Source organism: Plantibacter sp. MPB07 (genome assembly GCF_046619465.1).
Lineage (GTDB): Bacteria > Actinomycetota > Actinomycetes > Actinomycetales > Microbacteriaceae > Plantibacter > Plantibacter auratus.
Genome location: NZ_CP177043.1, coordinates 933,771 through 958,027 on the forward strand (window position 1 = coordinate 933,771; position 24,257 = coordinate 958,027).

Genomic DNA, 24,257 nt, shown 5'->3' on the forward strand with positions numbered 1-24,257 from the left:
CAGCGTTCAACCGGCTCCGGGGGTGGGCCGTCGGCGTCGCGTTGGGTCGGTGCGTGTGTGGTCACGGGTGGTCCTTTCGTGAGGCCTGGTCGTGGTCGTTGATGCGTGCGAGGCGGGCGTTGTAGTCGGTGAGTTCTGCGTCCCCGTCGCGTTCTGCTCGGCGGTCGTAGCGTTTCGCGGCACGTTCGTCACTCCGCACCCACTGGGAGACGACGATCAGGGCGACGAGGACGGCCGGGATCTCGCCGACACTCCACGCGATGCCGCCGCCGACCGCCTGATCGGCGAGGAGGGCGGCGGTGTCCGTGTAGCCGAGGGCGGTCCACCACCCTTCGGCGAGCACGGTGGCGCTGGACATGATCGCGAGTCCGAAGAAGGCGTGGAAGGCGAGAGTCGCGAGCAGCATGATGATCCGGAACGGGTAGGCCGGGCGGTTCGGGCCCGGGTCGATGCCGATGAGGACCCAGAAGAACAGGTACCCGGTGGCGAGGAAGTGCACCGTCATCAGGATGTGACCCTGGTGGGCGAGCATCGCCCATTCGAACCAACCGGTGTAGTAGAACACCACCAGACTCCCGGCGAAGAGCACTCCTGCGACGGCCGGTTTCGACAGCAGCCGCAGGTACCGCGAGTGCACGACGGCGAGGATCCACTCCCGGAGGCCTCGGCCCCCGTCGGTGCGACTGGGCAGGGTTCGCAGTGCGAGGAGGATCGGGCCGCCCAGGACGAGCAGCGGCGGCACGATCATCATGAGCGCCATGTGCTGCAGCATGTGCGTGCTGAAGTGGATCTGCCCGTACACGGCGAGGCCACCGCTGGTCGCGTACAACAGCGCCGCGCACCCGGCCAGCCAGGCGATCAGGCGGACCACGGGCCAGGCGTCGCCGCGGCGCCGGAGCGTACGGAACGCCCACAGGTACCAGGCCGCACCGACCACGGCGAGGCCGGCCCACATCCAGTCGACGTGCCACTCGGTGAACATCCGCAGTGGCGTCACCTCCGGCGGGTAGGCGAACCCGAGGAGCCGACGGCGGACGTCGTCGGCGACCGGCTCCTGCGACACCGGCGGTTGGCTGCGCGACAACGCGACCGAGACGCCCATCGTGACCGCCATGACGACGACCTCGACGACCGCAAGCCGGATGAACGTCGACCGCTTCCCGGGTTCGGCCTGCAGCCGGGGGATGAGCCGGAGCCGATGCCACACGCCGGCGAGTCCGAGCAGCACCAGCGCGACGGTCTTCGCGACCAGGAGCAGCCCATACGGGGTGAGGAGGTCCATCGGGCCCGCGAGGCGGAGCGAGGCGTTCACGACGCCCGAGAAGGCCACCGCACCGAACGCCCAACCGGCGAGCACCGAGTAGCGTGCGACGACCGCGCCGATCTGATCACCGATCTTCCGACGGAGCAGGATTACGGCCACGAGACCGCCGACCCAGGCGGTGACGCCGATGAGGTGGATCGCGAGCGAGTTGACCGCGTTGCCGTGCTCGTCGGAGCCTGCAGCATGACCAGACAGGGACAGCGGAAGCAGTGCGAAGACAGCGATCGCGTTCGCGGCGGCGATCCACGCCAGACGGCGGGCGAGGATCACGATGCAGAACACCACCAGCACGCACGCGAGCGAGCACACCAGGGTCTGCCCGAGTTCCAACTGCGTCGCGTAGAACACGAAGGTCTTCGCGAACGTCGGCGAGGACACCGGCACACCGATGGAGTTCGCCGCGGTGAACACCAGCACTGCGATTCCCGCCGCGAGCCAGATGGAGGCCGCCCAGGCGGCCCAGCGGATCGCCTTCGACTGCGAGAACGAGACGACCCCCGGGAGGATCCGCTGCCCTGGCAGCAGGAAGGTCGCCGCGATGAGCAGGCCGATCGTGACCGACGCGGCGGCATCGTGGATGACCCTCGCGACCGGCAAACCGCGAGTGACGATCACCCCCGGATCCGACAGCAGCGTGCCGGTCGTGAACGCACCGGTGAATTGCAGCGCGGAGAGCGCCACGACGACCGCCACCGGCCACGCGGCCAGCATGACGGCTTCAGGTGCACGGATCGGCACGAGGACGGGCGACTGGCCTCGCCGACCGCTCGGATCGGCTTCGGGCGCATTCGACGGAATGGTTGTTTCTGCCATAGGAGGTGGCTCCTTCCCCGCGGGCTCGAGTGGACGAACGCAGCGGCACAGCTCACCCGGTGAGCCCGCGATCGCACCCGGACGGGCGCCGGGGCAGGACCGAGCGGCGGAAATGGTGGCACTCCGCCGGCGCACGGCGCATCGGGATGACGCTGGTTCGAGCGTCGTCGTCGAGGAAGCGTCCTACGCGCACGCAGCGGTGACCGTCGACCGAGCGTGCAGCTCGGCGAGGTCGTGCCGTGATCTCAGAGGAAGGACAGCGCCGGAGGCCCGCGCAAGGCGGTCGTCTCCGGATACACGCCGAGTGGGCGCATGATCGGCACGTCACGCTGCGGTAGCACCCGGGCGGGCAGCACCGGCGAGGCCAGGGCTGCGAGGACCGCGGGCACCAGTCGTGCGAGGACGAACTCCGTGATGGCTCCGGCCGTCGACAGCAGCGTCTCGGCTCGGTGGAGCGCGGCGACGGTCACGAGGCCGGCGACGAGGTGGGCGAACCACATGCCGGCACCGCCGTGCCCGTCGTGCATCATCGGCATCGACGACGTGTCGAGGATCACCGGTGATCCGTGGGAGAGGTGTCCGCTCGGCGTCGCCATCGAGGTGGTGCCCTGGGCGGTGCCGAGGACGAAGAGCGTGTGGAACAGGACCTGACTCACCGCGACGGAGACGGACAGACGGACGATCGACAGCCGTCTGCCTGCGAGCAGGACGCAGACGACGGTCGAGAACACGAGTGGCACGACGAGGCCGAGTGCTCCGGGCATGGTGCCGCCGCCGGCGACGTGCGAGAGGAGTGCGACGAAGGTCGAGAACGCCGCGGCGACCACACCACGAAGGGTGCGGGTCGAGCGGGCGGACGACATGTGCCCATTCTTGCAGACCGTCATCACCGTCATGAGGCCGCGCCGTGCCGCCAGGCGAGCAGCGCCGCCCCGATGGAGCGCGGTGCTGACGCGCATGCCCGGCGCTGATGGCAGACCGCCGCTTCCCGGCGCAACCCCGATGCGGCAGGACCATGCCAAGTTCGGCGACGGTATACCGTCGAGGCATGAGCCGCACCCTGGAACCGGGCACGACCGCTGCGCCCGCCGGGTCGCCGGCGGAGGCACGCCGCAGGCACTACGCGGAGTTCTACGGCCTCGCACCGTTGCCGACGGAGTTCGGGGTGGTGCTCGGCAACTGCCAGGCTGAATCCCTGCGCACCGTCATGGATGCACCGGACCGCCGGTTCGTGCGCGTGCCTGCCGTGCATGAGATGACCCCCGAGGACGCGGAGCGGCTGCACGAAGTGGTGCGCGTCGCGCACACCGTGGTGTCGCAACCCGTTCGGAACGATTACCACGATCTGCCGCTCGGCACGCGTCAGGTGGCAGCCTCCACGCGCGGCCGCGTGCTCACGGTGACGCCGGTGCGCTTCGGGGGCTTGCATCCGTTCCAGGCCGCCGTCCGAGTCCCCGGCGTCGAGGAGAACCCGCCGATCGTGGCGTACCACGACGTCCGGACGCTCGCGGCCGCCGCAGGCCTCCCCGTCGCGTCTGCGCTCCAGCCGGACGCCGTGCGCGCGATCGGCCGCGCCTCCGTCGAGGAACTGCGGCGACGCGAGGCCGCGACCGACGTGCCGGTCTCCGACCTCTTCGACTCGGTCACCGCCGACCACGCGCGCACCGTCAACCACCCGGGGAACGCGATCTGGCTGCCGCTCGGCGCCCGCATCCTCGAGACCCTGGGGGCCCCTGGTGGCGTCACCGACCCCGGACGCCCTTTGCTCAACGCGGTGCGCGCCCCCATCGCACCAGAGGTCGTCGACGCCTGGTCATTGACGGACGAGCCCCGCGACCGCTGGATCCTCGAGGGCGTCGAGGTCGACGACGCCGAGGTGCGCGCCGCCCACACCGATTGGTATGCGTCCCACCCCGAGTTCGTCGTCGCTGCCGTCGACCGGCTCGCGGCCCTACTCTCCCTGTGGCGCAACGCGTGACCGCGAGTGTGCGGCCGTGGGTCGTCGGCAACCGGTGGGACACGCTCGACGACGTCCATCCTGATCCGCTGCCACGCGTCTCCGTCATCGTCGCGCACTACGACCAGCCCGGTGAGCTGCTCCGGACCCTGCACGCCCTCGCCGCGCAGGACTACCCGCGTCACCTCCTGGAGGTGATCGTCGCCGACGACGGATCCCCGGGTGACGTGTCGGTGCCGGAGAACGTGATCCTCGTCCGGCAGGAGGACCAGGGGTTCCGGCTTGCCGCCGTCCGCAACCTGGGCGTGCGGGCGAGCAGTGGCGAGGTGTTGTGCTTCCTCGATGCCGACACGGTCCCCGAGCCGGGGTACGTGCGCGCGCTCACGCGGCTGCCCGCCCTGCTGCCCGAGGCGGTCACGGTGGGGCGGCGTCGCCACGCCGATTTCGCCGGGGTCGCCCCGGATACACAGGTCGTCGAGGCGGCCGCCGGCCGTGAGCTCGCCGAACCGGCGTGGCTCGCCGAGGAGTACGCGCGCAGTCGGGATCTACGCGACGCGGACGACCGCTCCTATCGATTCATGATCGGCGCGGTCATCGCATGCTCGCGGAGCCTGTTCGACGAGGTCGGCGGATTCGACGAGTCCTTCACCTCCTACGGCGGTGAGGACTGGGAGTGGGCGCACCGCATGTGGCAGGCGGGAGCGGTCTTTGCCCATGTCTCGACCGCGGTGGCCTGGCACGACGGCCCCGAGTGGGCCGAGCGCGACGGCTCAGGCATGCAACGCGCGAACGCCCAGACCATGCGGCTCCTGTCGTCGATCCCTGTGTCGGGGTCCGCGCCGCGGGCGCTGTGGTCGGACGCGGTCGATCTCGTCGTGCGGCTGCGGGGCGCCCACACGGCGGCCGCTCGGTTCGTCGCGGCGGACTCGCTGTTCACCGCCTTCCCGCGGGCTCGGTTCGTCCTCGACGGCGGGGGAGCGGAGGAGCTCGGGGGAGACCCGCGCGTCCTCGGCGAAGCAGCCGGAGTCGACGCTCGAGTGACGTGGGAGCTCGACGGCCCGATCGTGATCCTCGACCCGACGTGGATCGTCGATCTCGTCGACCGCCTCGGCACCGGAGACGTGGGCGCCGTCGAGCTCGTCGACACGGACGGCGCCTCGCTCGGCCGCTTACGATCCCGGCGAGCCGCGCGGCGTGAGGAACGCTGGGGCAGTCCCGATGCCTTCGAGACGCAGCAGCTCGTCGCCGACGGCGTCCACCAGCTCCGGCCTGATCCCCGGGTGGCGGCCTGGGTCGGCGGCTGGGGCGGACCCTCGTCGTTCTGCTGACCTGATCCGCGACGACGCGGTCCACGCACGGATCACGCGGCCCGAACGCCGCGGCCCTCCATCGGACGTCTGCACCACCGGACGCGCTGAGTGCAACCCCACCGGTTCCGGCCTGTGTCTCGTTTAGCGTGGTCGTCATGTCTCCGCGCGACCAGTACGACCTGACCAACCCCGTGACCCAGTATGACCGGGTCGAGCCCCCGCTGCAGCACCAGCCGGAGCCGGGCGTGCAGGCCAGGATGACCCCCGTTCCCGACCTCGGTGAAGCGAGCTACCGGGGCAGCGGACGCCTGACCGGTCGGAAGGCGCTCATCACGGGTGGCGACTCCGGTATTGGTGCGGCCACGGCGATCGCGTTCGCCCGCGAAGGCGCGGACGTGGTCATCGCCCACCTCCCAGGTGAGGAGGAGGACGCCGAGCATGTGCTGTCGCTCATCGCCGACGCAGGGCGCCGAGGCAAGGCGATCGTCGCCGACATCTCGCACGCCGACCAGTGCCGTCGGCTCGTCGCGGAGGCCGCGGACTTCCTCGGAGGCCTGGACGTCCTCGTCAACAACGCGGGCAAGCAGATCGCGGTCGACCGGGTGGAAGACCTCAGCGACGAGCAGTTCGAGGAGACCTTCCGGACGAACGTGTTCGCGAACTTCTGGATCACCAAGGCGGCGCTCGAGCACCTGGGCGAGGGCGCGAGCATCGTGAACACGGCGTCGCTCGAGGCGTACAAGCCGTCACCCGACCGGCTCGACTACGCGGCGACGAAGGCCGCGATCAACAACCTCTCGAAGGGGCTCGCGCTGCAGCTCGCCTCGCGCGGGATCCGCGTGAACGTGGTTGCTCCCGGCCCCGTGTGGACAGCGTTGCAGGTCTCCGACGGCGTCTCCGACGAGCAGATGCAGGCCTTCGACGACGAGAACACGTACCAGCGTGCCGGACAGCCGGCTGAGCTCGCGCCGGCGTACGTCTACCTCGCCTCAGCGGAGTCCGGTTACGTCTCCGGGGCGACGCTGAACGTCAACGGCGGCATGGTCACCCCGTGACCGCGGCTGCGTGCACGGTCTTCTTCCTCCCAGGGCTCGGGCTCGACGCCGCCGCGGTCGCACCCGTGGCTCGCGAACTCGACGCTCGGTTCCGGGTGATCGCCGTCGAGCTGCCCGGCCAAGGTGACACGGCCGACGCGCCGGACGGCTCCGTCGAGTCGCAGGTCGACGCTGCCCTCGCCGTGATCGCGGAGCAGGCCGACGGCGGACCCTGGATGCTGTGCGCCCACAGCATGGGCGGCAAGGTCGCCGCCGGGATCGCCGCCCGGGTCCGCGACGGCGACGTCCCCGTGTTCGGGCTCCTCGGCGTCGTGCTCCTGGCACCGTCACCGCCCACGCCCGAGCCGATGCCTGACGCCAAGCGCCACCAGATGCTCAGCTGGATCGAGGACGGGCCCATCGCCGAGCCGGACGCGCAGACCTTCGTCGACGACAACGTGGGTGCATCCCTTCCGGCCGAGCTACAGGCCGCCGCCGTGGCGTCCGTGCAGGCCATGTCGCCCGTCGCGTGGCGCCGCTGGCTCGAGCAGGGCAGCGAGGAGGACATCGCGTCCTCCGTCGGCAAGCTCGACCTCCCGTGCATCGTGCTCGCCGGAGATCAGGACGAGGCGCTCGGAGCCGCAGTGCAGCCCGAGCTGCTCTCGGACGTCTACCCCCGTGCACGATTCGTGTCGCTCGCAGGAGCCGGACATCTGCTCTCGTACGAGCGTCCGGTCACGGTCGCGCGCGCGCTCACCGAGTTCTGGGACGAGATCGTCGCACACAGCGCCATCGTCCCAGCCGAGTGGGGGCTCGTCATCGCGTCCCTGCGGACCACGCCGCGGGTGCGCAGCGCGCTGGCACGACGCGCCTTGCCGGACGACCCCCGGTATCGGCCCCGCGTGCTGAGCGCAGAACAGCTGGACCTGCTCCGCGCTATCGCCGATCGCCTGGTTCCGCAACCGGCGGGTGGGCGGATCGACCTCGCCGCCAGGGTCGACGCCGACCTCGCAGCCGGTGGTGGCGACGGATGGCGGCCGGTCGGAGGGCTCACGGACGACGAGGCCTACCGCGCCGGGTTGGATGACCTCCGAACCGCTTGGACGGACTCGGCCGATGACCAGGATGCGTTGATCAGCGCCGTGATCGAGGGCCAGGGCGTTCCAGGGGGCGCCATCGACGCGGACGATCTGCGGCGCTGGTTCGAGGACTTGCGCGTGGACGTCACGCGGGAGTGGCTCATCCACCCCGCATCGTTGGCCCGGGTCGGGTACGACGGGTTCGCGACCGGCGCAGAAGACGTCGACTTCGCCGGTTACCGCGAGCTCGGTGCCGACACCCGAGATGGCTGGGAGCCCTCCGACCTCGGCGCCGCGCCCGCCCCCACAGCCGCACAGCAGCAGGAGGACGCAGCGTGAACCTGGACGCGATGAAGACCTACGACCTCGACGACAGCGTCGACGTCGTGGTGGTCGGTACCGGTGCGGGTGGCGCACCACTGCTCGCGCGACTCGCTGAGGCGGGGCTGCGCGTGGTCGCGCTCGAGGCCGGGCCGAATCACGACCCCGCGGAGTCCACGCCGGACGAGGTCGACGCGACGACGATCAACTGGATGTCCAGCCGGTTCAGCGGCGGGGACGCTCCGACGGCGTTCGGTCCGAACAACAGCGGCTTCGGCGTCGGCGGTGGCACCGTCCACTGGGGCGCGTTCACGCCCCGACCGGACGCCCGTGACCTGCGTCTGCGCAGCGAGACCGGCCTCGGCCGTGACTGGCCCGTCGATCATGCGGAGTTCACCCGCTACGTCGAAGAGGTCGAGGCGACCATCGGTGTCTCCGGGCCGACGCCGTATCCGTGGGACCCGGCGCGCACGTACCTGTACGCGCCGCCGAAGCGCAACGCCCCGGCGGACCTCATGGCGAAGGGCGCTGAGTCGCTCGGCATCCGAGCGACCGACGCACCCGCCGCGATCATCACCCGCGACCGCGATCAGCCGCACCACGGCCTGCGACGCGCCACGACCAACGTCGGCTCGATCCACCAGGGCGAGCGCCACGGTGCGAAGGCGACGACCGCCATCACGTACCTGCCTGCTGCGGTCGCGGCGGGAGCGGAGATCAGGCCGGAGGCCGTCGTGCACACCATCGAGCGTGATGCCCGCGGCCGGGTGACGGGCGTCGTCTACCGCCAGGACGGCGTCGACAAGCGGCAGCGCTGCGAGGTGCTCGTGTTGGCCGGCGGCGGAGTGGAGACCCCTCGGCTCCTGCTGCACAACGACCTCGCGAACGCCAGCGGTCAGGTCGGCCGGAACTTCCTCGCCCATGGTGCGGTGCAGGTGTGGGGACGGTTCGACGAGCAGATCCGCGGCTACCGCGGCTACCCGTCGGCGCTCATCACCGAGGACTTCGTCCGCCCTGACGGTGCTGACTTCGCCGGAGGGTATCTGCTCCAGAGCCTCGGCGTCATGCCGTTCAACTATGCGACCACCCTCGTGCGCGGCGGCGGTCTCTGGGGTACTGAGCTCGTCGACGAGCTCGACGCGTCACGGTACAACGCCGGCATCGGGATGAACGCCGAGTGTCTGCCCGCCGACGGCAATCGGCTCGAGCTCTCGTCGGAGGAGGACGAGTGGGGTCTGCCGCGTGCGACCATCTCGTTCTCGCCCGGCGACAACGAGCGGGCCATCGACCGCCACGCCATCCGCACGATGACGGACATCCTCACGGCGGCCGGTGCGCGGAGTACCAGGGTGCTGGCGCGCACGGCACACACGCTCGGCACGTGCCGGATGAGCGACGATCCGAGTGACGGCGTGGTCGACGGAGAGGGTCGATCGCACGACATCGACAACCTGTGGATCTGCGACAACTCCACGTTCCCGAGCGCGCTCTCCGCGAACCCGGGCCTCGCGCAGATGGCGTTGTCGCTGCGCACGGCCGACCGGATGCTCGCGGCACGGTAGCCGCCACAGCACGGCTCGGCGAGGAGCCGGACCGTGCTGTGGCGCCGTGACGCACGGCAGCAGTGGGCCGAGGCGCTTCGCACCTTCATCGATGCGCAGTGAGATGAGGCCGTGCGGACGGTTCTGGGCGGCCGTGTCGCCTTCCCCTGGCCCGCGGTCGGCGTAAGGTCGGCTTATGCACCCCGAGCGAACCCGCCAGCCGGCCGGGCGGCGAGCACCATCAAGGCCGCCGGCCGCGTCATCCACGGCGGCAGCCTGGAACGCTTTCCTGCTTCGAGCCGAGGCGAGAGCGTGGATCAGTGCCTCGGAACAAGGACGACGACAGCCCGAAGTCTCCGACGTCGCACTGGAGGTCCTGCTCCGGGAGTACGAGCGACCTGCGCGCTTGCTCCTCGGGCTCGCCGCCGCCGTGACGTTCGTCGTTTCCGCCACCCTCTCCGTGGCGACCGTGACGGTCTTGAATTCGTACTCGGCGGAGGCAGGGGCTGGCAGCCTGGGCATCGTGGTTTTCATCGGAGTGGTCATCGTGATCCCGAGCGCCATCATGTTGCTCCTGTTGCAGGTCTCCGGGTACCGGATGACCCGTTCCATCGCGGCGTGGTCCGGTACGACACCACAGACCGCCGGCAAGCCGGAGGCCCCCACCAACGTGGCGGACACCGTCGACCGTCGGGAGGCGGTGGCGTCGCGCGCGCTCTTCCTGACGGTCTCGGCGGTCGGGATCGCCGGCACGGTCGGTGAAGCTTTCTGGCTGTCCTCCGCCGAAAGCGGGTCGTTCGTGCTGCCGCTCCTCGTCGCTGCGGTCTTGCAGCTGATCATCTGGCTCGCGGTCTGCTCCGGGGTCGTCCGCGTGCTGCGGTCGTCGCGGGTCTGACGGGCGCGGCGGTCGACCGCGTCGCGGTGCTCAACTGAGACGGTCGGAACCGAGCCCGGGGCGAACCTACTGCTCGTGCACGATCCGAACGCGCGTGACCGAGAAACCGGCTCGTTCGAACGCGCCGCGCATCGGGGTGTTCGCGGCATCCGTGGTGCCGACGATCCGGTCCTGTCCCGACCCGTGGTGCACGTGGACCATCTCCGCCAAGAGGTCGTGCACGTAACCGTGTCCGCGATGCTCGGGGAGCACGCCCAGGTAACTGATGCTCGCGTCGTACGCCGTCCTCGTCGGGATGATAAACCCGGCGGTCGTCCCGTCGAGGAGCTCAGCGACCCGCCAGGCGTCGCGTTCGCCGGGGAGTGATCGGTAGAACGCCAGGTCGTCGTCCGCGAGCGCCTCGAGCCCTTCGCGCGCGACCATGTCCTGCGTGTGCGCATCGAGGGTGCCGGTCGCGACCAGGGCGAACAGCTCGTGGAACGCGTCGTCCGGGGCGGCGACGAAACGGAGGCGCTGCGATCGTCCCGGCACGGGATCGGAGCTGGACCTCGCGAAACTGACCCGCTCGGTCGTGCGCGAGAACCCGCCCGCGCGTGCAGCCTCATGGCGCCACCGCACCGCCTCCACACTCGCAGCGTCATCTGCCCACGCAGGGGAGACGTCGACATTGAACTCCAGTGCGGCACCTGCGCCGAAGGCGTCCAGTCCAGCGCGGATGAGCGCAGCGCCGACACGTTCGGGCTCCGCGACTTCGACCGTGGTGGTGACGCAGTCGAGTGTGGCGGGCCGGTTCGCGTCCGCCTGGCCCCACCAGAGTGCTCGTGCCACCGGGCGACCGTCCTGCTCGGCGATCCACGACCATTCCGGCCGATAGTTCCCACTCGCGAGTTCGGCGGTCAGCCGCTCCGGGTCGATCCAGGCGACCGGTTCGTCGCAGCTCCACGCTTGCAGGAGGGGGACGTCGTCCAGGCTGGCTCGGCGGATGGTGAAGTCGTCGCGGGTGTCAGTCATCGGTTCCAGCTTGGACAGGCGCGACTCGTTTGTCCAGGCCGGGCAGGAACACCTGGGCTACGCCGCCGAGACGGGAGGCGGACGCGCGGTGTTCGTGTGGGCGTTCACCTGAGCTGTGCGGCCGCGTCGCGGAGACACGCGATGAACGCGTCGTGGACCGGGCTCTCGTCCGTCCGTTCCTGACGAGCGGCCAGCAGGCGTGTCGTCGGCGACCCGGCGAGCGGCACGACGACGATCGACGGCGGCACCAGCTGCCGCACCGACTCGGGCAGGATCGTCGTACCGACGCCGGCCGCGACGAACCCGAGGGCGGTCTCCTGATGGACGACCTCCTCGACCACCTGGGTCCGACTCGACGTGCCGAGGACCTCCGCGACGCGGTCCACGAACCCCGGCATGAGCGCCCGCGGGTAGGAGATCATCGGGACCTCCATGAGCTCGTGCGCGGTGACCTCGGGTCGGCCCGCCAGCGGATGACCGACCGGGAGGCACGCCACGAGACGCTCCTCGAAGACGACCTCGGTCGTGAGCGCGGGGGAGCTGTCGGACGGCGTCTGTGGGACCTCGTCACGGACGATCCCGACGTCGAGCGTGCCGTCGCGGAGCCGGTCGAACTGCTCTCCTGAGGTCAACGGCACCAGACGCAGCGTCACCCCGGGGCGGCTCGCCCGGAACAGCTGCACGACACCTGGGAGGACCGTGTAGTTGGCCGAACTCACGAACCCCGCGGTGAGCTCCCCGGCGAGACCGTCGACGAAGTCGCGCATCTCACCCCGGACCGTGTCGAGCTCCTCGACGATGTGTCGTGCCCGCGCCTGGAGATGTCGTCCAGCGGGGGTCAGCGCCACCCGCCTCGTCGAACGGTCGAACAGCGCGGTGCCGACCTCCTGCTCCAGTCGTGCAACCTGGACGCTCAGCGGTGGCTGCGACATGTGCAGCCGTCGGGCGGCGCGACCGAAATGGAGCTCCTCGGCGACGGCGAGGAAGTAGCGCAGTTGGCGGAGCTCCATCCCATCGACGATACGACCCTCGTATTACCGCGCTGTTTCGTCCAGATTGCGAGCGGAACGCTCTCAATCGAGGTTCGAATCGGTATTTGACCAGGACGATCGCGACCGTGTTCGCTGAGGACCACACACCCCGACCTGGAGGACCACCCGTGACTGCAGACGCTTCCCCGAACACCCGGATCGACATGCTCTACCTGAGCGAACCGGAGGTCATCGCCGCCGGCATGAAGGACATGGCCCACTGCATGGAGGTCATGGAAGAGGTGTTGGTGCTCGTCGCGAAGGGTGACTACCGGATGGCCGGCCCGACCGCCAACTCGCACGGAGCACCGATCGGGTTCCCCGCCACCTCACCGTTCCCCGGCATGCCGCTGGACGCCGCCGACCGTCGGTTCATGGCGATGCCCGCCTACCTCGGCGGGCGCTTCGACACCGCCGGTGTCAAGTGGTACGGGTCGAACGTCGACAACCGCGAGCGAGGCCTCCCGCGCTCCATCCACCTCATCGTGCTCAACGACAAGGACACCGGCGCGCCCTACGCGATCATGTCCGGCAACCTCGAGAGCGCCTACCGCACCGCTGCCGTGCCGGGAGCCGCCGCGAAGCTCCTGGCACCGGTGGACGCGAAGTCGCTCGGCATCATCGGGCCCGGCGCCATGAACAAGAGCGCCCTGCACGCCATGACCACCGCCCGCCCCTCGCTCGACACCATCCGCATCCACGGGCGCCGACGGTCGACGTCCGAGGCGTTCGCCGACTACGTCCGCGAGCTCTACCCGCAGTTCACGACGATCGAGATCGCCGAGACGGTCGAGGCCGCCGTGCGTGACTCGGACATCGTCTCCGAAGCCGTCACCGGCCTGGTCGGCTCGGAGAACTACCCGTTCATCGACGGCGACTGGATCAAGCCGGGCGCCTTCCTGAGCCTGCCCGCGAACCTGCGCATGGACAAGGAGTACACGCTCTCCGGCAAGGCGCGCCTCATCGCGGACGCGAAGAAGATCTACGAGGCGTGGGCCGAGGAGTACCCGGCGCCGTCGCACGAGACCGCGTTCGGCATGATCGGCCTCTACTGGCAGGACCTCATCGGGACCGGCGAGCTCGACGAGTCCCGGGTGGTGAACATCGGAGACGTCTTCGACGGGAACGCCGTCGGTCGCGAGTTCCCCGAGCAGCCGGTGCTCTTCAGCGTCGGTGGTATGGGCGTCGAGGACGTCGCGTGGGCGAAGACGATCTACGAGAACGCCGTCGAGCAGGGGATCGGCACGACGCTCAACCTCTGGGACGCCCCCGACCTGGCCTGAACGCCGACCGGCATCGAGCACCGACACCTGTTCCACCCGAACCCGACGCTGTGGCCGCCCGGCCGCTGTGCACCTCGAACGATGGAGTGATTTGTGGACGCTGGAAACGTCGCCTGGATCCTGACGAGCTCGGCGCTCGTCGCCCTCATGATCCCGGCCCTGGCCCTGTTCTACGGCGGGATGGTCTCGTCCCGCCGCATCCTCAACATGATGATCATGTGCTTCGGCGGGGCCAGCCTCGTCGCGCTGCTCTGGGTGGCCTTCGGGTACTCGCTCGTCTTCGGTGACTCCGTCGGCGGGCTCGGACTCATCGGGAACCCGTTCGAGTTCGCGGGGCTCGACCAGGCACTCGTCGACGACCCCGATGCCGGCATCCCGCTTGCGCTCTTCGCGGCGTTCCAACTGCTGTTCGCGGGGGTGACGACGGCACTCGTCGCGGGTGCCGCCGCCGGTCGCATGAAGTACGGCGCGTGGTTGTTGTTCGCCGGGCTCTGGGCGACGTTCGTGTACTTCCCGATCGCGCACTGGGTGTTCGCCTTCTCGAACGACACGGCGACCGGTGGATGGATCGCGAACACCCTCGGTGCCGTCGACTTCGCCGGCGGGACGGCCGTGCACATGAACGCCGGCATCGCGGCGCTCGCACTGGCCCTGGTGCTCGGCAAGAGCAAGGACTGGGGCGGTAAGCTCCGCCCGCACAACCGCCCGCTCGTCCTCGTCGGCGCCGGGTTGCTCTGGATCGGTTGGTACGGCTTCAACGCCGGCTCGGCGCTGGCAGCCGGCAATGCGGCGAGCGTCGTGTTCCTCAACACCACCGTCGCCGCCTGTGCCGGCCTCATCGGCTGGTCCATCGTGGACCGGCTGCGCCACGGGGCGGTCACGAGCCTCGGCAGCGCATCGGGGATCATCGCCGCCCTCGTGGCGATCACCCCCGCCTGCGGCGCCGTCTCGCCCATCGGTGCGATCGTCATCGGGGCCATCGCGGGCGTCGTCTGCTGCCTCGCCATCGAGTGGAAGTTCCGGCTCGGGTTCGATGACTCCCTCGACGTCGTCGGTGTCCACCTCGTCGGAGGCATCATCGGGACGCTCCTCATCGGGGTGTTCGCGACGGATGCGGCTCCGAACGGACGCTCCGGTCTGCTCTACGGCGGCGGATTCGAACTCCTCGGCGTGCAGACGATCGCGACCGTCGCGGTCCTCGCCTATTCGTTCATCGTCACCTGGGTGATCGCGAAGGTGATCCAGATCACCATCGGTCTGCGGATCCCCGAGGAGCACGAGGTCGCCGGCATCGACGAGCACGCCCACGCCGAGCGCGCCTATGAGGACGAAGACCAGGAAGCACGCGCATGACGAGTGTCATCGTCGTGGGAGCCGGGCTCGCCGGTGCTGCGGCGGCCTGGCGTCTGGCCCAGGCCGGGCACGACGTCACCGTCCTCGAGCGGAGCCGCCCGGCCAACGAGTGGGGATCGTCCCACGGATCGGCCCGGATCTTCCGCTACGCCTACCCGGAGGCGTCCTACACCCGTCTCGTCCTCGCGGCGGCGTCCGGGTGGGACGAGCTCGGCCTGGAACACGGGCGTCCGCTGATCACGCAGACGGGTGCGCTCGATTTCGGTGCGACCCGTCGCCCGGAGCACCTCGCGTCGGTGCTGGCCGAGCACGGCATCGATCACGAGCTGCTTTCCCGGGACGAAGCCAGAGCCCGCTGGGACATCGGCTTCGACACGCCCACCCTGTGGCATCCGGGAGCCGGCGTGATCGACGCGGAACAGGCGGTGATGGCGATGCTCGAATCCGCCGTCCGCGCCGGGGCCACGGTCCTGAACGATCAGCCGGTCGAGCGGGTCGAGCGGACTGCCACCGGGTACCGGGTGCTCGGATCTCGGGGCAGGGCGTTCGATGCGGAGCAGGTGGTCGTCGCAGCCGGCGGCTGGCTTCCGGACCTCCTCGGCGACCTCGCGCTGCCGGGCGGGTTCCTCGACGCGTTCCCGGCCCTCGAGGTCAGTCAGGAGCAGGCGTACCACTTCCCGTATCGGGACCGGATCGGCGTCGATGCGGAAGACCCGGCACGATCCGGAGCCGTGTGGCCCACCTTCATCCACAAGTCCGAGCGGATGCAGGTCTACGGGCTCCCCGGAGGGCGCGACGCCGACTGGCGTGGTCAGAAGGTCGCCGAGTACAACGGGGGCAGGCGCATCCCGTCGGCCGCCGATCATGACGGCGTCGTCGAGGACGCCAACCGCCGACGGGTCGTCGCCTACGTCCGCGAGTTCCTCCCGAGCCTCGTTCCGGAACCGTATGCCGAGACGACCTGCCTGTTCACGAACACCCCGACGGAGGACTTCGTCATCGACCGTGTCGACGGGATCACGGTCCTGGCGCCCTGCTCCGGCCACGGTGCCAAGTTCGCCCCGCTCATCGGCGAATACGCCCTCGCGCTGATCGAGGGCCGAGACGCTGTGCCGGCGATGTTCCGTCCGAGCCTGGCAGCCGTCCGGTGACCCGCGACACCGTTGTCTCCCTCCTGGACGAGATCGCGGGCATCGGTCGGGATCAGCGTCGGGGAGGCTACTCGAGGCCCGTCTACTCCACCGCCGAACTCGAGCTGCGGGAGTGGTTCGTCGGTCAGGCCGAGCGCCGTGGCCTCGACGTGGACATCGACGGCAACGGGGTCATCCGCGCCTGGTGGCATGTGCCGTCACGTTCGACGACGGATGTGGTGGTCACCGGGAGCCATCTCGACTCGGTACCGGGCGGTGGCGCCTACGACGGACCACTCGGGGTCGCATCGGCGCTGATCGCGATCGACGTCCTGCGGACACGTGGCGTCGAGCCGACCAAGCCGATCGTCGTCGCCGTCTTCCCGGAGGAGGAAGGCTCGCGCTTCGGCGTCGCGTGCCTCGGCTCGCGTCTCCTCACCGGTGCGATCAGTCCGGAGCGGGCGCTGGCCCTGCGCGACGTGGAGGGCGACACGTTCGCCGAAGTCCTCGCCCGCAATGGTGTCGATCCGCGGGGTGTTGGTCCAGATCCTGGCGGGCTCGGAGCGATCGACGCGTTCGTCGAGCTCCACGTCGAGCAGGGGCGGGCGCTGGTCGACCTCGATCGCCCGGTCGCGATCGGCTCGAGCATCCTGGGGCATGGACGGTGGCGGGTGTCGATCCGCGGCGAAGGGAACCATGCGGGGACGACGCTCATGCAGGATCGACGGGACCCGCTCGTCGCGGCTGCGCGGATGATCACCGAGATCCGCACGATCGGACGGGCCACGCCGGACGCTCGGGCGACCGTCGGCCGGGTGCTCCCGTTGCCGGGAGGCACGAACGTGATCGCGTCGAGCGTGGACTTCTGGATCGACGTCCGTCATCCCGACGACGTCGTGACCGCCGCGATCGTGGCAGGGATCACCGAACGCTTGTCGCTCGTCGCAGCGGAGGAGGGATGCGAGGCCGCGATCACCGAGGAGTCGTTCAGCGCCACGACCGACTTCGACCCGTTCCTCCGCGGGCGCCTCGAACGGATGCTGCCGGAGGCGCCCGTGCTCGGTACCGGCGCGGGGCACGACGCCGGAGTGCTCGCGTCGCACGTGCCGACCGCGATGCTCTTCGTCCGGAACCCGACCGGCGTCTCCCATTCGCCGGAAGAGCACGCCGAGGACGCCGACGCCGAGGCCGGTGCCGTGGCACTCGCGGATGTCCTGGAGGGACTGGCGGTCGGCGTCGGCACCACCTGAGCAGGAGCCACCGGCCTCGACGGATCCGGCCGATGTCAGCCGACCGTGTGAGACTCGACCTCGTGCACGAGAACGGATCCACGACCATCGACGCGGTGTGCTGGGACTGGAACGGCACGCTCCTCGACGACGTCGAGGTGGCGCTTGCCGCGATGAACACCGTTCTCCGGCAGCGCGGTCTTGCCGAGATATCCGACCAGGAGGCGTATCGGGCGGTGTTCGGCTTCCCCATCCGGGCCTTCTACGCCCGGCTCGGTGTCGATGCAGCCGACTTCCTCACGGCGGCCGACGAGTACCTCGCGCTGTTCGCGGCCGGTGTGGGATCGGCGTCGCTCCAACCGCAGGCCCGCGCGACCCTTGCGGCGATCGACGTGCTCGGCGTCGAGCAGGTCCTCATCTCGGCGACCCCGGAGGTCACCCTCGAGCGTCAGCTGGCTCCCCACTCGCTGCACGGTCATTTCGCACACGTCCACGGCATCACCGATGTCTATGCGGCGTCGAAGGAGCATGTCGTGACCGCGTGGTTGGAGGACTCGGGCCATGATCCCCGGCGCGTGTTGATGGTCGGCGACACCAATCATGACGAGGAGATCGCCGAAGCGCTCCAGGTGCGGTTCCTGCGATTCGACGGTGGTCACCAGGACGCGCCTTCGCATCGACGTCACCCGGTCATCAGCAGCCTCGGCGAGATCGTCGGCAGTCTCACCCCGTCGCCGGAGGCACTGCGCGACCTCCGCCGACGATGAAGCAGGCAGGCCCCGTCGACGACAACGCGCCGTCCGAATGACAGTCGCAGACCGCGAGCTCGGAGGCCCATCATGGCCTCAGTGGTGGAGTCCGTGGACGACGGCGTGCCCCTTGCCGCGGCCGATCAGCCAACGGTTGACCGGTGTGGTGACGATGAAGGCCAGGGCGAGAGCGGCGACCAGGGAGCCCCAGAAGAGGCCGCTGGTGAGGCCGGCTTCCATCGCTCCGGGGATGGCGAGCATCGCGGTGTTGTCGATGATCTCCATGACCGCGATCGACACCGTGTCCGCCGCCAGGGCGACACCGAGGGCGGCGCGCCAGGACAGTCCCGCGCGGCGCACGCCGCGCATCGTGAGCGCGTAGCCGAAGACGAAGGCCAGTGCGATCGAGAGCACCACGGTCCCGAGATTGTGCAGTCCGAGGCCGGTGCCGATCACCATGCCCAGCACTTCGCCGATGGCACATCCGGTGAGGCAGTGGAGGGTGGCGGTGGCGGCCATCCGCCAGGAGGTCGCATTGTCGGCTGCTGGGCCGTGGTGGTGGTGGTGGTGGTGGTGGGTCTGGTCGCTCATGAGCACTCCTCCGGTTCGTCCAAGAGGTCGAACAATACCCCTATAGGGTATATTCCGGAGTGCTGGTCGGCTCACACGGGCATCGACGCCGACTCAGGACGCGAGCGCCTCGTCGACCACGGCGAAGACCTCGGGATCCCAGGTGAGCGCGCGCTCCCACGGGAGGTCGAAGGCGTCGGCGAAGAAGATGCTGTGGACGTCGTCCTCGAAGGCGTGGCGGACCACGCGGGGGAGCACGTCGACCGGGACGTCATCGGCTCGGGCGCTTCTCAGGGCCACCAAGCCGTCGTGTGGCCACAGCTGTCGCGGCTCGGCTGCCGTGTGGAAGTGACCCGCCCCGACTGCGGTGACGGCGACGCCATCGAGGAAGCCGGCCTGTGTCGTGTTCCACTCGCGCAGGAACCGGCGTGAGACCTCGTCGGCAGCGCCCTGAGAGTTCTCGGCGGCATAGCCGCTCGACCGCTCGAGGATCGTCGCGGTCCCCTCGTCGCCGTGGGCGTCGTGGACCGAGATCTCGCCGGTGAGCACGTCGCCGAGGAGCGATCCCTCCCATGGGGTGCCGAGGGTGACGAGCCGGCCGATCGATGGGCCGGAGCCGCGCAGTTCGCGGATCGCGGCACGAGAGAAGAGACCGCCCATGGAGTGTGCGACGAGGTCGACGCTCGCGAAGCCGTGTTCGTCGGACAACCACCGCAGGAACGCGGCCAGGCTCGTCCCGCCTGCGTCGATCCCACCGACGGCGTTGACGGTCACCTCGGCGGGCAGCACGATCGGGACGTCGGCGAACCCCTGCCAACCCGTGTCCTCGTGCACCTCCCCGGCACCGATGCGTGCCGGTGCGGTGAAGACCGGGATATCCCGCCCGAGCAGGTGCGCTCTCAGTGCGGTGAGGGTGTTCCCGGCGGCCAGGCCGGAGCCTGCGGCATGGTCCGGACCCGTGAACGGGGTCACGGCGGCACCCCCTGACACGAGGACGATCGCATCGGCCATGGTGCTCCTTCCGGCTGGCTACGACGTCAGCGTACTGGTCGGGCGAGGTCGATCCGCAGTGCGTTGCGACGCACGTCGTCGATCGCGGTCGCGACCGCGCCCTGCGCCACCATGTCGGCACCGAGTTCCGACGCGACGAGCAAGGGAGGTTCCGCGCTCATGTAGCCGGGGATGCGCTCCGACGCGACCTCGAGCAGCTGCGACATCGACGGAGCGATCCCGCCGGCGAACACGATGCGCTCGACGTCGAGCAACCCGCCCAGGATGGCGCTCATCCGCGCGATGCGATCACCCATCCGGCGCACCAGGTCGAGCGCGACCGTGTCGCCCTGGTCCGCCGCAGCGAGGACCGACTGCGCATCCACCTGCGCGACCGGTATGCGGCTGAGCGGGCTGCTCTCCGGGAGCCCGCCGCTCTCGCGGTACTCGCGACCCCAGTCGCGCAGGAGCGCGGCGATGCCTCGCGACGAACCGACGCCGTCGACGAGGTCGAGGAGGTGCAGCTCGCCCGCCCGGCCGCGACCGCGGACGAGACGACCGTCGACGACGTATCCGGCTCCGAGCCGCTCACCGGTGACCACCGTGATGTAGGAGTCGACACCGACGCCGGCGCCGATCGCGCCCTCGGCGACGGCGGCGAGGTTCGCGTCGTTGTCGGTGACGACCGCGCAGCCGTGGTCGCGGATGCGCTCACCGAGCCGAGGGTTCATCCGATCCCAGAAAACGTTGCCCTCGGGTGATCGCCCGAGCGCGTCGATGGGGGCCGGGACGCCGAGCACGATGCAGAGCGGCGGCTTCGGTCCGCACTGTCGCAGGACCTCGTCGATCGCCGCGTCGACGGCGTCGACCCGCGCCTCAGCGGTGGCCGCCGGATCGACGGTGTGGTGCGACCTCGCGAGTTCCCGACCGCGCAGGTCTGCAGCGATGGCGGTGATGGAGTGGGCTCCGGCGTCGACACCGACGACGATCCCGGCGTCGATGCGCAGCTCGTAGCGTCGGGCGGGGCGACCTTTCCGATAGGCGGCACCAGCCTGACGTGCGTCATCGAGCTCCGTCAGCCAACCCAGTCCGATGAGTTCGTCGGAGAGCGTGATCGCCGTCGATCGTGACAACCCGGTGGCGGTGATGACGTCGGCCGCGGTGAACGCGGACGTCGCCCAGGCGTGATCGAGGACGGCGGTGATGCTGGAGGAGCGCGGCTCCGATGCCCGCTCCGTCGTCGTCGCTTCCATGACCGACAACGATATCCACGATCCGAGGGCCCGCGTGGACACCGTGCCGCGGAGGCACTGCACCGTGCGCAGAACCGTGAACGATCACGGTGTCCTACCCGTGGATGTCGTGATGGAACCGGTGCTTGACCAGACGTCGAACGGATGGCAGAGTTTCCGTCATCAGTTGATTTACTCTCTGTATTTAGTCAGCGGATCCACCGAGGGTTCCGCGGAAGGACAATGATGTCGAACCCACTGAAACGCGCGATACGCGCCACGGCCGGAGTGGCGGGTGCGGCGCTCCTGGCCAGTGTCCTCGTCGGTTGCTCGAGTGATGGCCGGGAGACCATCCACTTCACGTTCAGCAAGCGCGAGGCGTTCACGTTCATGAACCAGGCCGTCGCGGACTACAACGCCTCGCAGCAGCAGTACGAGGTCGTCATGGACACCTCGGGGCCTGATCCGCTCGCGGCGAGCTTCGTCCGTGGCAACCCGCCGGACCTCATGCTCTCGAACTACAACCACGAGGTGTCGCGTTTCGTCGAACGGTGCGCGCTCTCCGACCTGTCCGACACGACAGCGGCGGCGTCCATCCGCGACGACCTCCAGCCGTTGCTCGACCAGTACGGCGTGTGCGAGGGACGCACGAGTGCGTTGCCCTACTCGGTGATGGCCGCTTCGGTCATCTACAACAAGACGATCTTCGCCGAGTACGGCCTCGAGGTGCCGACGACGTGGACTGAACTGATCGCCGTCTCCGACACGCTGAAGGCGGCCGGCGTGGCGCCGTTCTACGCGACGTTCGCCGATGCCTGGACCGCCAACCAGGGCTGGTTCGACTACTCGGTCGGTGGCGCCGTCGACATCCCGGACTTCTACGACCGGCTCGCGGAGGAAGGCACCGAGGTGGGACCGGATGCTCCGGTCTCCTTCGAGAAGGACTTCCTGGAGCCCGTCGAGAAGATGCAGCTGCTCGCCAAGGAGTACACGCAGGCCGATGCGCCGAGTCGCACCTACGACGCCGGCAACGTCGCCTTCGCCGAGGGCAAGGGCGCCATGTACCTGCAGGGCCCGTGGGCGTTCAGCCAGATCGCACTCACCGCACCTGATCTCGACCTCGGGACGTTCCCGCTGCCGATGACCGAAGACCCGAAGGACCTCAAGGTCCGGGTGAACCTCGACCTCGTCACCATCATCCCCGAGGAGGCGAAGAACCCCGAGGGTGCCCGCGACTTCCTCGAGTACCTCTTCCAGCCGGAGGTCATCCAGGCCTACAACGAATCGCAGCTCGGGTTCGTCCCGACCGACGACGGCAAGGCTCCCGACGACTCGCGCGTCGCGGGCATGATCCCGTACTACGACGCCGGCGCGTTCTACCAGGGCCCGGGCGTGCTCAACCCGCGCGCCATCCCGACCGAGAACTACGCGCAGTCGCTGGTCCTCGGCACCGACGCGGCGTCGATGCTCCGCACCATGGACGCGGACTGGGCACGACTCGCGTTCCGACAGCCGCCCGTCACGAGCAAGGAGGGTTCCGAATGAGCGCCACCACATCGATCGTGACCGGGGGCAACCCGAAGGTCCGACGCAGCACCAAACGGGTCGAACCGATCTACTACTTCTTCCTGTTCCCAGCCGTCATCCTGTTCACACTCGCGATCACGCTCCCCGGCGTCGTCGGCATCTTCTTCAGCTTCACCGACTCCATCGGGATCGGCGACTGGGAGTTCATCGGCTTCACGAACTACATCGCCGCGTTCAGCGACCCGGCCATCCTCACGAGCTTCCTCTTCACCTTCGGGTTCTCGCTCGTGACGGTCATCGCGGTGAACGTCATCGCGTTCCTGCTCGCGGTCGGCCTGACCGCGAAGATCCGCTTCAAGATGGGGCTCCGCGGGATCTTCGTCATCCCGATGGTCATCTCGGGCATCATCATCGCCTACGTGTTCCAGTTCCTCTTCATGAACTCGGTGCCGGCCGCCGGCTCGGCGCTCGGGATCCCGTTCCTCGAGACGAGCATCCTCTCCAACCCGGACCTGGCCTGGCTCGGCATCGTGATCGTGACGGCCTGGCAGTCGATCCCCGGCACGCTGCTCATCTACATCGCTGGTCTCCTCGCGGTCCCCGGCGACGTCTACGAGGCAGCGTCGCTCGACGGCGCGAACAAGCGCCAGCAGCTGCTGCGGATCACCCTGCCGCTGGTGATGGGATACGTCGTGATCAACGTGATCCTCGGCTTCAAGAACTACCTGAACGCTTACGACATCATCGTCGGCCTGACCAACGGTGGCCCGGGAACCTCCACGCGGAGCATCTCGATGACGATCATCCGCGGGTTCCAGACCGGTGACTACGCCTATCAGATGGCCACGGCCACCCTGTTCTTCATCATCACGATCATCATCGCCCTCGTGCAACTCTCGGCGACGCGCGGAAGGAACGCACTCTGATGGCCACGCCAACCGTGCTCAGCACCCAGTCCATCACCACGGCGAACGCCACCCCGAAGCAGCGGACCAGGGGAGAGCGGGTGAGCTGGTCGACGACGATCATCCTGCTGCTCTGCGCCGTGACCGTCCTCCTGCCGCTCTACGTGACGATCTCGATGGCGTTCAAGACCGACACCCAGTCGGTCGACGGCAACGCCTTCTCGCTCCCGGCACCGTTCAGCATCGACGGCTTCGTCCAGGCGTGGACGCTCACGAAGTTCCCGGTCGGCTTCGCGATGTCGCTCCTCGTCACCGCAGGGACCGTGGTCGCGACCATCATCCTCGCCTCCTTCGCTGCGTACGCCATCGTGCGCAACTGGGATCGCCGACTGTTCCGCTTCTCGTTCTTCTACCTGCTCGCCGCGATGTTCATCCCGTTCCCGGTCGTCGCCCTGCCGCAGATCCAGCTGACCGGTCGTGTCGGACTCGACAACCCGTTCGGGGTGATCATCCTCGCCACGATGTTCCAGCTGAGCTTCAGCGTGCTGCTGTTCACGGCGTTCCTGCGATCGATCCCGATCGAACTCGAGGAGAGCGCACGCATCGACGGTGCGAGCACCTGGCAGACGTTCTGGAGACTGATCTTCCCGCTCCTGGCTCCCATGAGCGCCACGGTCGGCATCTTCGCGTTCCTCTACGCCTGGAACGACTTCATGATGCCGTCGCTGATCATCTCGGACGCGGGACTCCAGACCCTCCCGGTGCGGCAGAACCTCTTCCAGACCCAGTTCAGCAGCAACTACAACGTCGCCTTCGCCTCGTACCTGATGGCGATGGCCCCCGCGATCATCGCCTACCTCTTCGCGCAGCGTTGGGTGATGTCGGGCGTCACCCAGGGTGCCGTCAAGGGGTGACCGGCCAGGCCGGGCGACCGACACCATCCCCTCCATCACCACCTGAGCATTCGAGGACC

Annotated in this window: 21 protein-coding genes; 14 read left to right on the forward strand and 7 right to left on the reverse strand. The window is 69.2% G+C overall.

Annotation, left to right across the window (positions count from 1 at the left end):
* Positions 1-61 precede the first annotated feature (61 nt).
* Both ACLIME_RS04435 and ACLIME_RS04440 read right to left on the reverse strand, forming a co-directional pair.
* The gene (locus tag ACLIME_RS04435) at positions 62-2,137 is read right to left on the reverse strand and encodes a cytochrome c oxidase assembly protein (RefSeq protein ID WP_411558279.1); all 2,076 of its coding nucleotides are present in this window, start codon (positions 2,135-2,137) and stop codon (positions 62-64) included.
* A 245-nt stretch (positions 2,138-2,382) separates the two neighbouring features.
* Positions 2,383-3,000: a hypothetical protein gene (locus ACLIME_RS04440; protein ID WP_411558280.1), complete on the reverse strand. Its 618-nt coding sequence runs from the start codon at positions 2,998-3,000 to the stop codon at positions 2,383-2,385.
* Between the two features lie 185 nt (positions 3,001-3,185).
* Between ACLIME_RS04440 and ACLIME_RS04445 the strand changes: the two genes are divergently transcribed.
* The 6 genes from ACLIME_RS04445 (at position 3,186) to ACLIME_RS04470 (ending at position 10,274) form a co-directional block, all read left to right on the forward strand.
* Positions 3,186-4,115, forward strand: a complete 930-nt coding sequence (locus ACLIME_RS04445) for a WcbI family polysaccharide biosynthesis putative acetyltransferase (RefSeq protein WP_411558281.1) — start codon at positions 3,186-3,188, stop codon at positions 4,113-4,115.
* On the forward strand, positions 4,112-5,422 hold the full coding sequence (locus tag ACLIME_RS04450; protein WP_411558282.1) for a glycosyltransferase: 1,311 nt from the start codon (positions 4,112-4,114) through the stop codon (positions 5,420-5,422). Before ACLIME_RS04445 ends, ACLIME_RS04450 begins: the two co-directional genes overlap by 4 nt.
* 137 nt (positions 5,423-5,559) lie before the next feature.
* Complete coding sequence (locus tag ACLIME_RS04455) at positions 5,560-6,459, forward strand: SDR family oxidoreductase (RefSeq protein ID WP_079706295.1); 900 nt, start codon at positions 5,560-5,562, stop codon at positions 6,457-6,459.
* Positions 6,456-7,856, forward strand: a complete 1,401-nt coding sequence (locus ACLIME_RS04460; protein WP_411558283.1) for an alpha/beta fold hydrolase — start codon at positions 6,456-6,458, stop codon at positions 7,854-7,856. The genes ACLIME_RS04455 and ACLIME_RS04460 overlap by 4 nt, the downstream gene beginning before the upstream one ends.
* Positions 7,853-9,400, forward strand: coding sequence for a GMC family oxidoreductase (locus tag ACLIME_RS04465; RefSeq protein ID WP_411558284.1), 1,548 nt, complete (start codon positions 7,853-7,855; stop codon positions 9,398-9,400). The genes ACLIME_RS04460 and ACLIME_RS04465 overlap by 4 nt, the downstream gene beginning before the upstream one ends.
* A gap of 175 nt (positions 9,401-9,575) precedes the next feature.
* Complete coding sequence (locus ACLIME_RS04470; protein ID WP_411558285.1) at positions 9,576-10,274, forward strand: hypothetical protein; 699 nt, start codon at positions 9,576-9,578, stop codon at positions 10,272-10,274.
* Between the two features lie 66 nt (positions 10,275-10,340).
* Here the strand turns inward: ACLIME_RS04470 and ACLIME_RS04475 are convergent, their stop codons facing one another.
* A complete protein-coding gene (locus ACLIME_RS04475; protein ID WP_411558286.1) occupies positions 10,341-11,285 on the reverse strand; it encodes a GNAT family N-acetyltransferase in 945 nt (314 codons plus the stop codon).
* A gap of 104 nt (positions 11,286-11,389) precedes the next feature.
* Positions 11,390-12,295 carry a LysR family transcriptional regulator gene (locus ACLIME_RS04480; protein ID WP_411558287.1) on the reverse strand — a complete coding sequence of 302 codons (906 nt, stop codon included), beginning with the start codon at positions 12,293-12,295 and terminating at the stop codon, positions 11,390-11,392.
* Positions 12,296-12,444: 149 nt separating this feature from the next.
* On the opposite strand from ACLIME_RS04480, the gene ACLIME_RS04485 reads away from it, so the two are divergent.
* The 5 genes from ACLIME_RS04485 (at position 12,445) to ACLIME_RS04505 (ending at position 18,078) form a co-directional block, all read left to right on the forward strand.
* On the forward strand, positions 12,445-13,599 hold the full coding sequence (locus tag ACLIME_RS04485) for a tyramine oxidase subunit B (protein ID WP_411558288.1): 1,155 nt from the start codon (positions 12,445-12,447) through the stop codon (positions 13,597-13,599).
* 93 nt (positions 13,600-13,692) lie between these two features.
* Positions 13,693-14,952, forward strand: coding sequence for an ammonium transporter (locus ACLIME_RS04490; RefSeq protein ID WP_411558289.1), 1,260 nt, complete (start codon positions 13,693-13,695; stop codon positions 14,950-14,952).
* Entirely contained in the window at positions 14,949-16,103 is a 1,155-nt protein-coding gene (locus ACLIME_RS04495; RefSeq protein WP_411558290.1) for an FAD-dependent oxidoreductase, read from the forward strand. The genes ACLIME_RS04490 and ACLIME_RS04495 overlap by 4 nt, the downstream gene beginning before the upstream one ends.
* Positions 16,100-17,332: an allantoate amidohydrolase gene (locus ACLIME_RS04500; protein ID WP_411558291.1), complete on the forward strand. Its 1,233-nt coding sequence runs from the start codon at positions 16,100-16,102 to the stop codon at positions 17,330-17,332. Before ACLIME_RS04495 ends, ACLIME_RS04500 begins: the two co-directional genes overlap by 4 nt.
* A 32-nt stretch (positions 17,333-17,364) precedes the next feature.
* Complete coding sequence (locus tag ACLIME_RS04505) at positions 17,365-18,078, forward strand: HAD family hydrolase (RefSeq protein ID WP_411558292.1); 714 nt, start codon at positions 17,365-17,367, stop codon at positions 18,076-18,078.
* A 78-nt stretch (positions 18,079-18,156) separates the two neighbouring features.
* Here the strand turns inward: ACLIME_RS04505 and ACLIME_RS04510 are convergent, their stop codons facing one another.
* The 3 genes from ACLIME_RS04510 to ACLIME_RS04520 all read right to left on the reverse strand — a co-directional run bounded on the left by ACLIME_RS04510 (position 18,157) and on the right by ACLIME_RS04520 (position 20,873).
* A complete protein-coding gene (locus tag ACLIME_RS04510; RefSeq protein ID WP_411558293.1) occupies positions 18,157-18,651 on the reverse strand; it encodes a DUF4396 domain-containing protein in 495 nt (164 codons plus the stop codon).
* A gap of 93 nt (positions 18,652-18,744) precedes the next feature.
* Positions 18,745-19,641 carry an esterase/lipase family protein gene (locus ACLIME_RS04515; protein ID WP_411558294.1) on the reverse strand — a complete coding sequence of 299 codons (897 nt, stop codon included), beginning with the start codon at positions 19,639-19,641 and terminating at the stop codon, positions 18,745-18,747.
* Positions 19,642-19,667: 26 nt separating this feature from the next.
* Positions 19,668-20,873 (reverse strand): ROK family protein, encoded by a 1,206-nt coding sequence (locus ACLIME_RS04520; RefSeq protein WP_124769252.1) that lies wholly within the window; start codon positions 20,871-20,873, stop codon positions 19,668-19,670.
* Between the two features lie 225 nt (positions 20,874-21,098).
* Here ACLIME_RS04520 and ACLIME_RS04525 point away from each other — a divergent pair, with 225 nt between their 5' ends.
* The 3 genes from ACLIME_RS04525 to ACLIME_RS04535 are packed head-to-tail and all read left to right on the forward strand — an operon-like array spanning position 21,099 to position 24,198.
* Positions 21,099-22,397 carry an ABC transporter substrate-binding protein gene (locus ACLIME_RS04525; protein ID WP_411558295.1) on the forward strand — a complete coding sequence of 433 codons (1,299 nt, stop codon included), beginning with the start codon at positions 21,099-21,101 and terminating at the stop codon, positions 22,395-22,397.
* The gene (locus ACLIME_RS04530) at positions 22,394-23,305 is read left to right on the forward strand and encodes a carbohydrate ABC transporter permease (RefSeq protein WP_079002413.1); all 912 of its coding nucleotides are present in this window, start codon (positions 22,394-22,396) and stop codon (positions 23,303-23,305) included. The genes ACLIME_RS04525 and ACLIME_RS04530 overlap by 4 nt, the downstream gene beginning before the upstream one ends.
* The gene (locus ACLIME_RS04535; RefSeq protein ID WP_085510777.1) at positions 23,305-24,198 is read left to right on the forward strand and encodes a carbohydrate ABC transporter permease; all 894 of its coding nucleotides are present in this window, start codon (positions 23,305-23,307) and stop codon (positions 24,196-24,198) included. The genes ACLIME_RS04530 and ACLIME_RS04535 overlap by 1 nt, the downstream gene beginning before the upstream one ends.
* Positions 24,199-24,257: the final 59 nt, after the last annotated feature.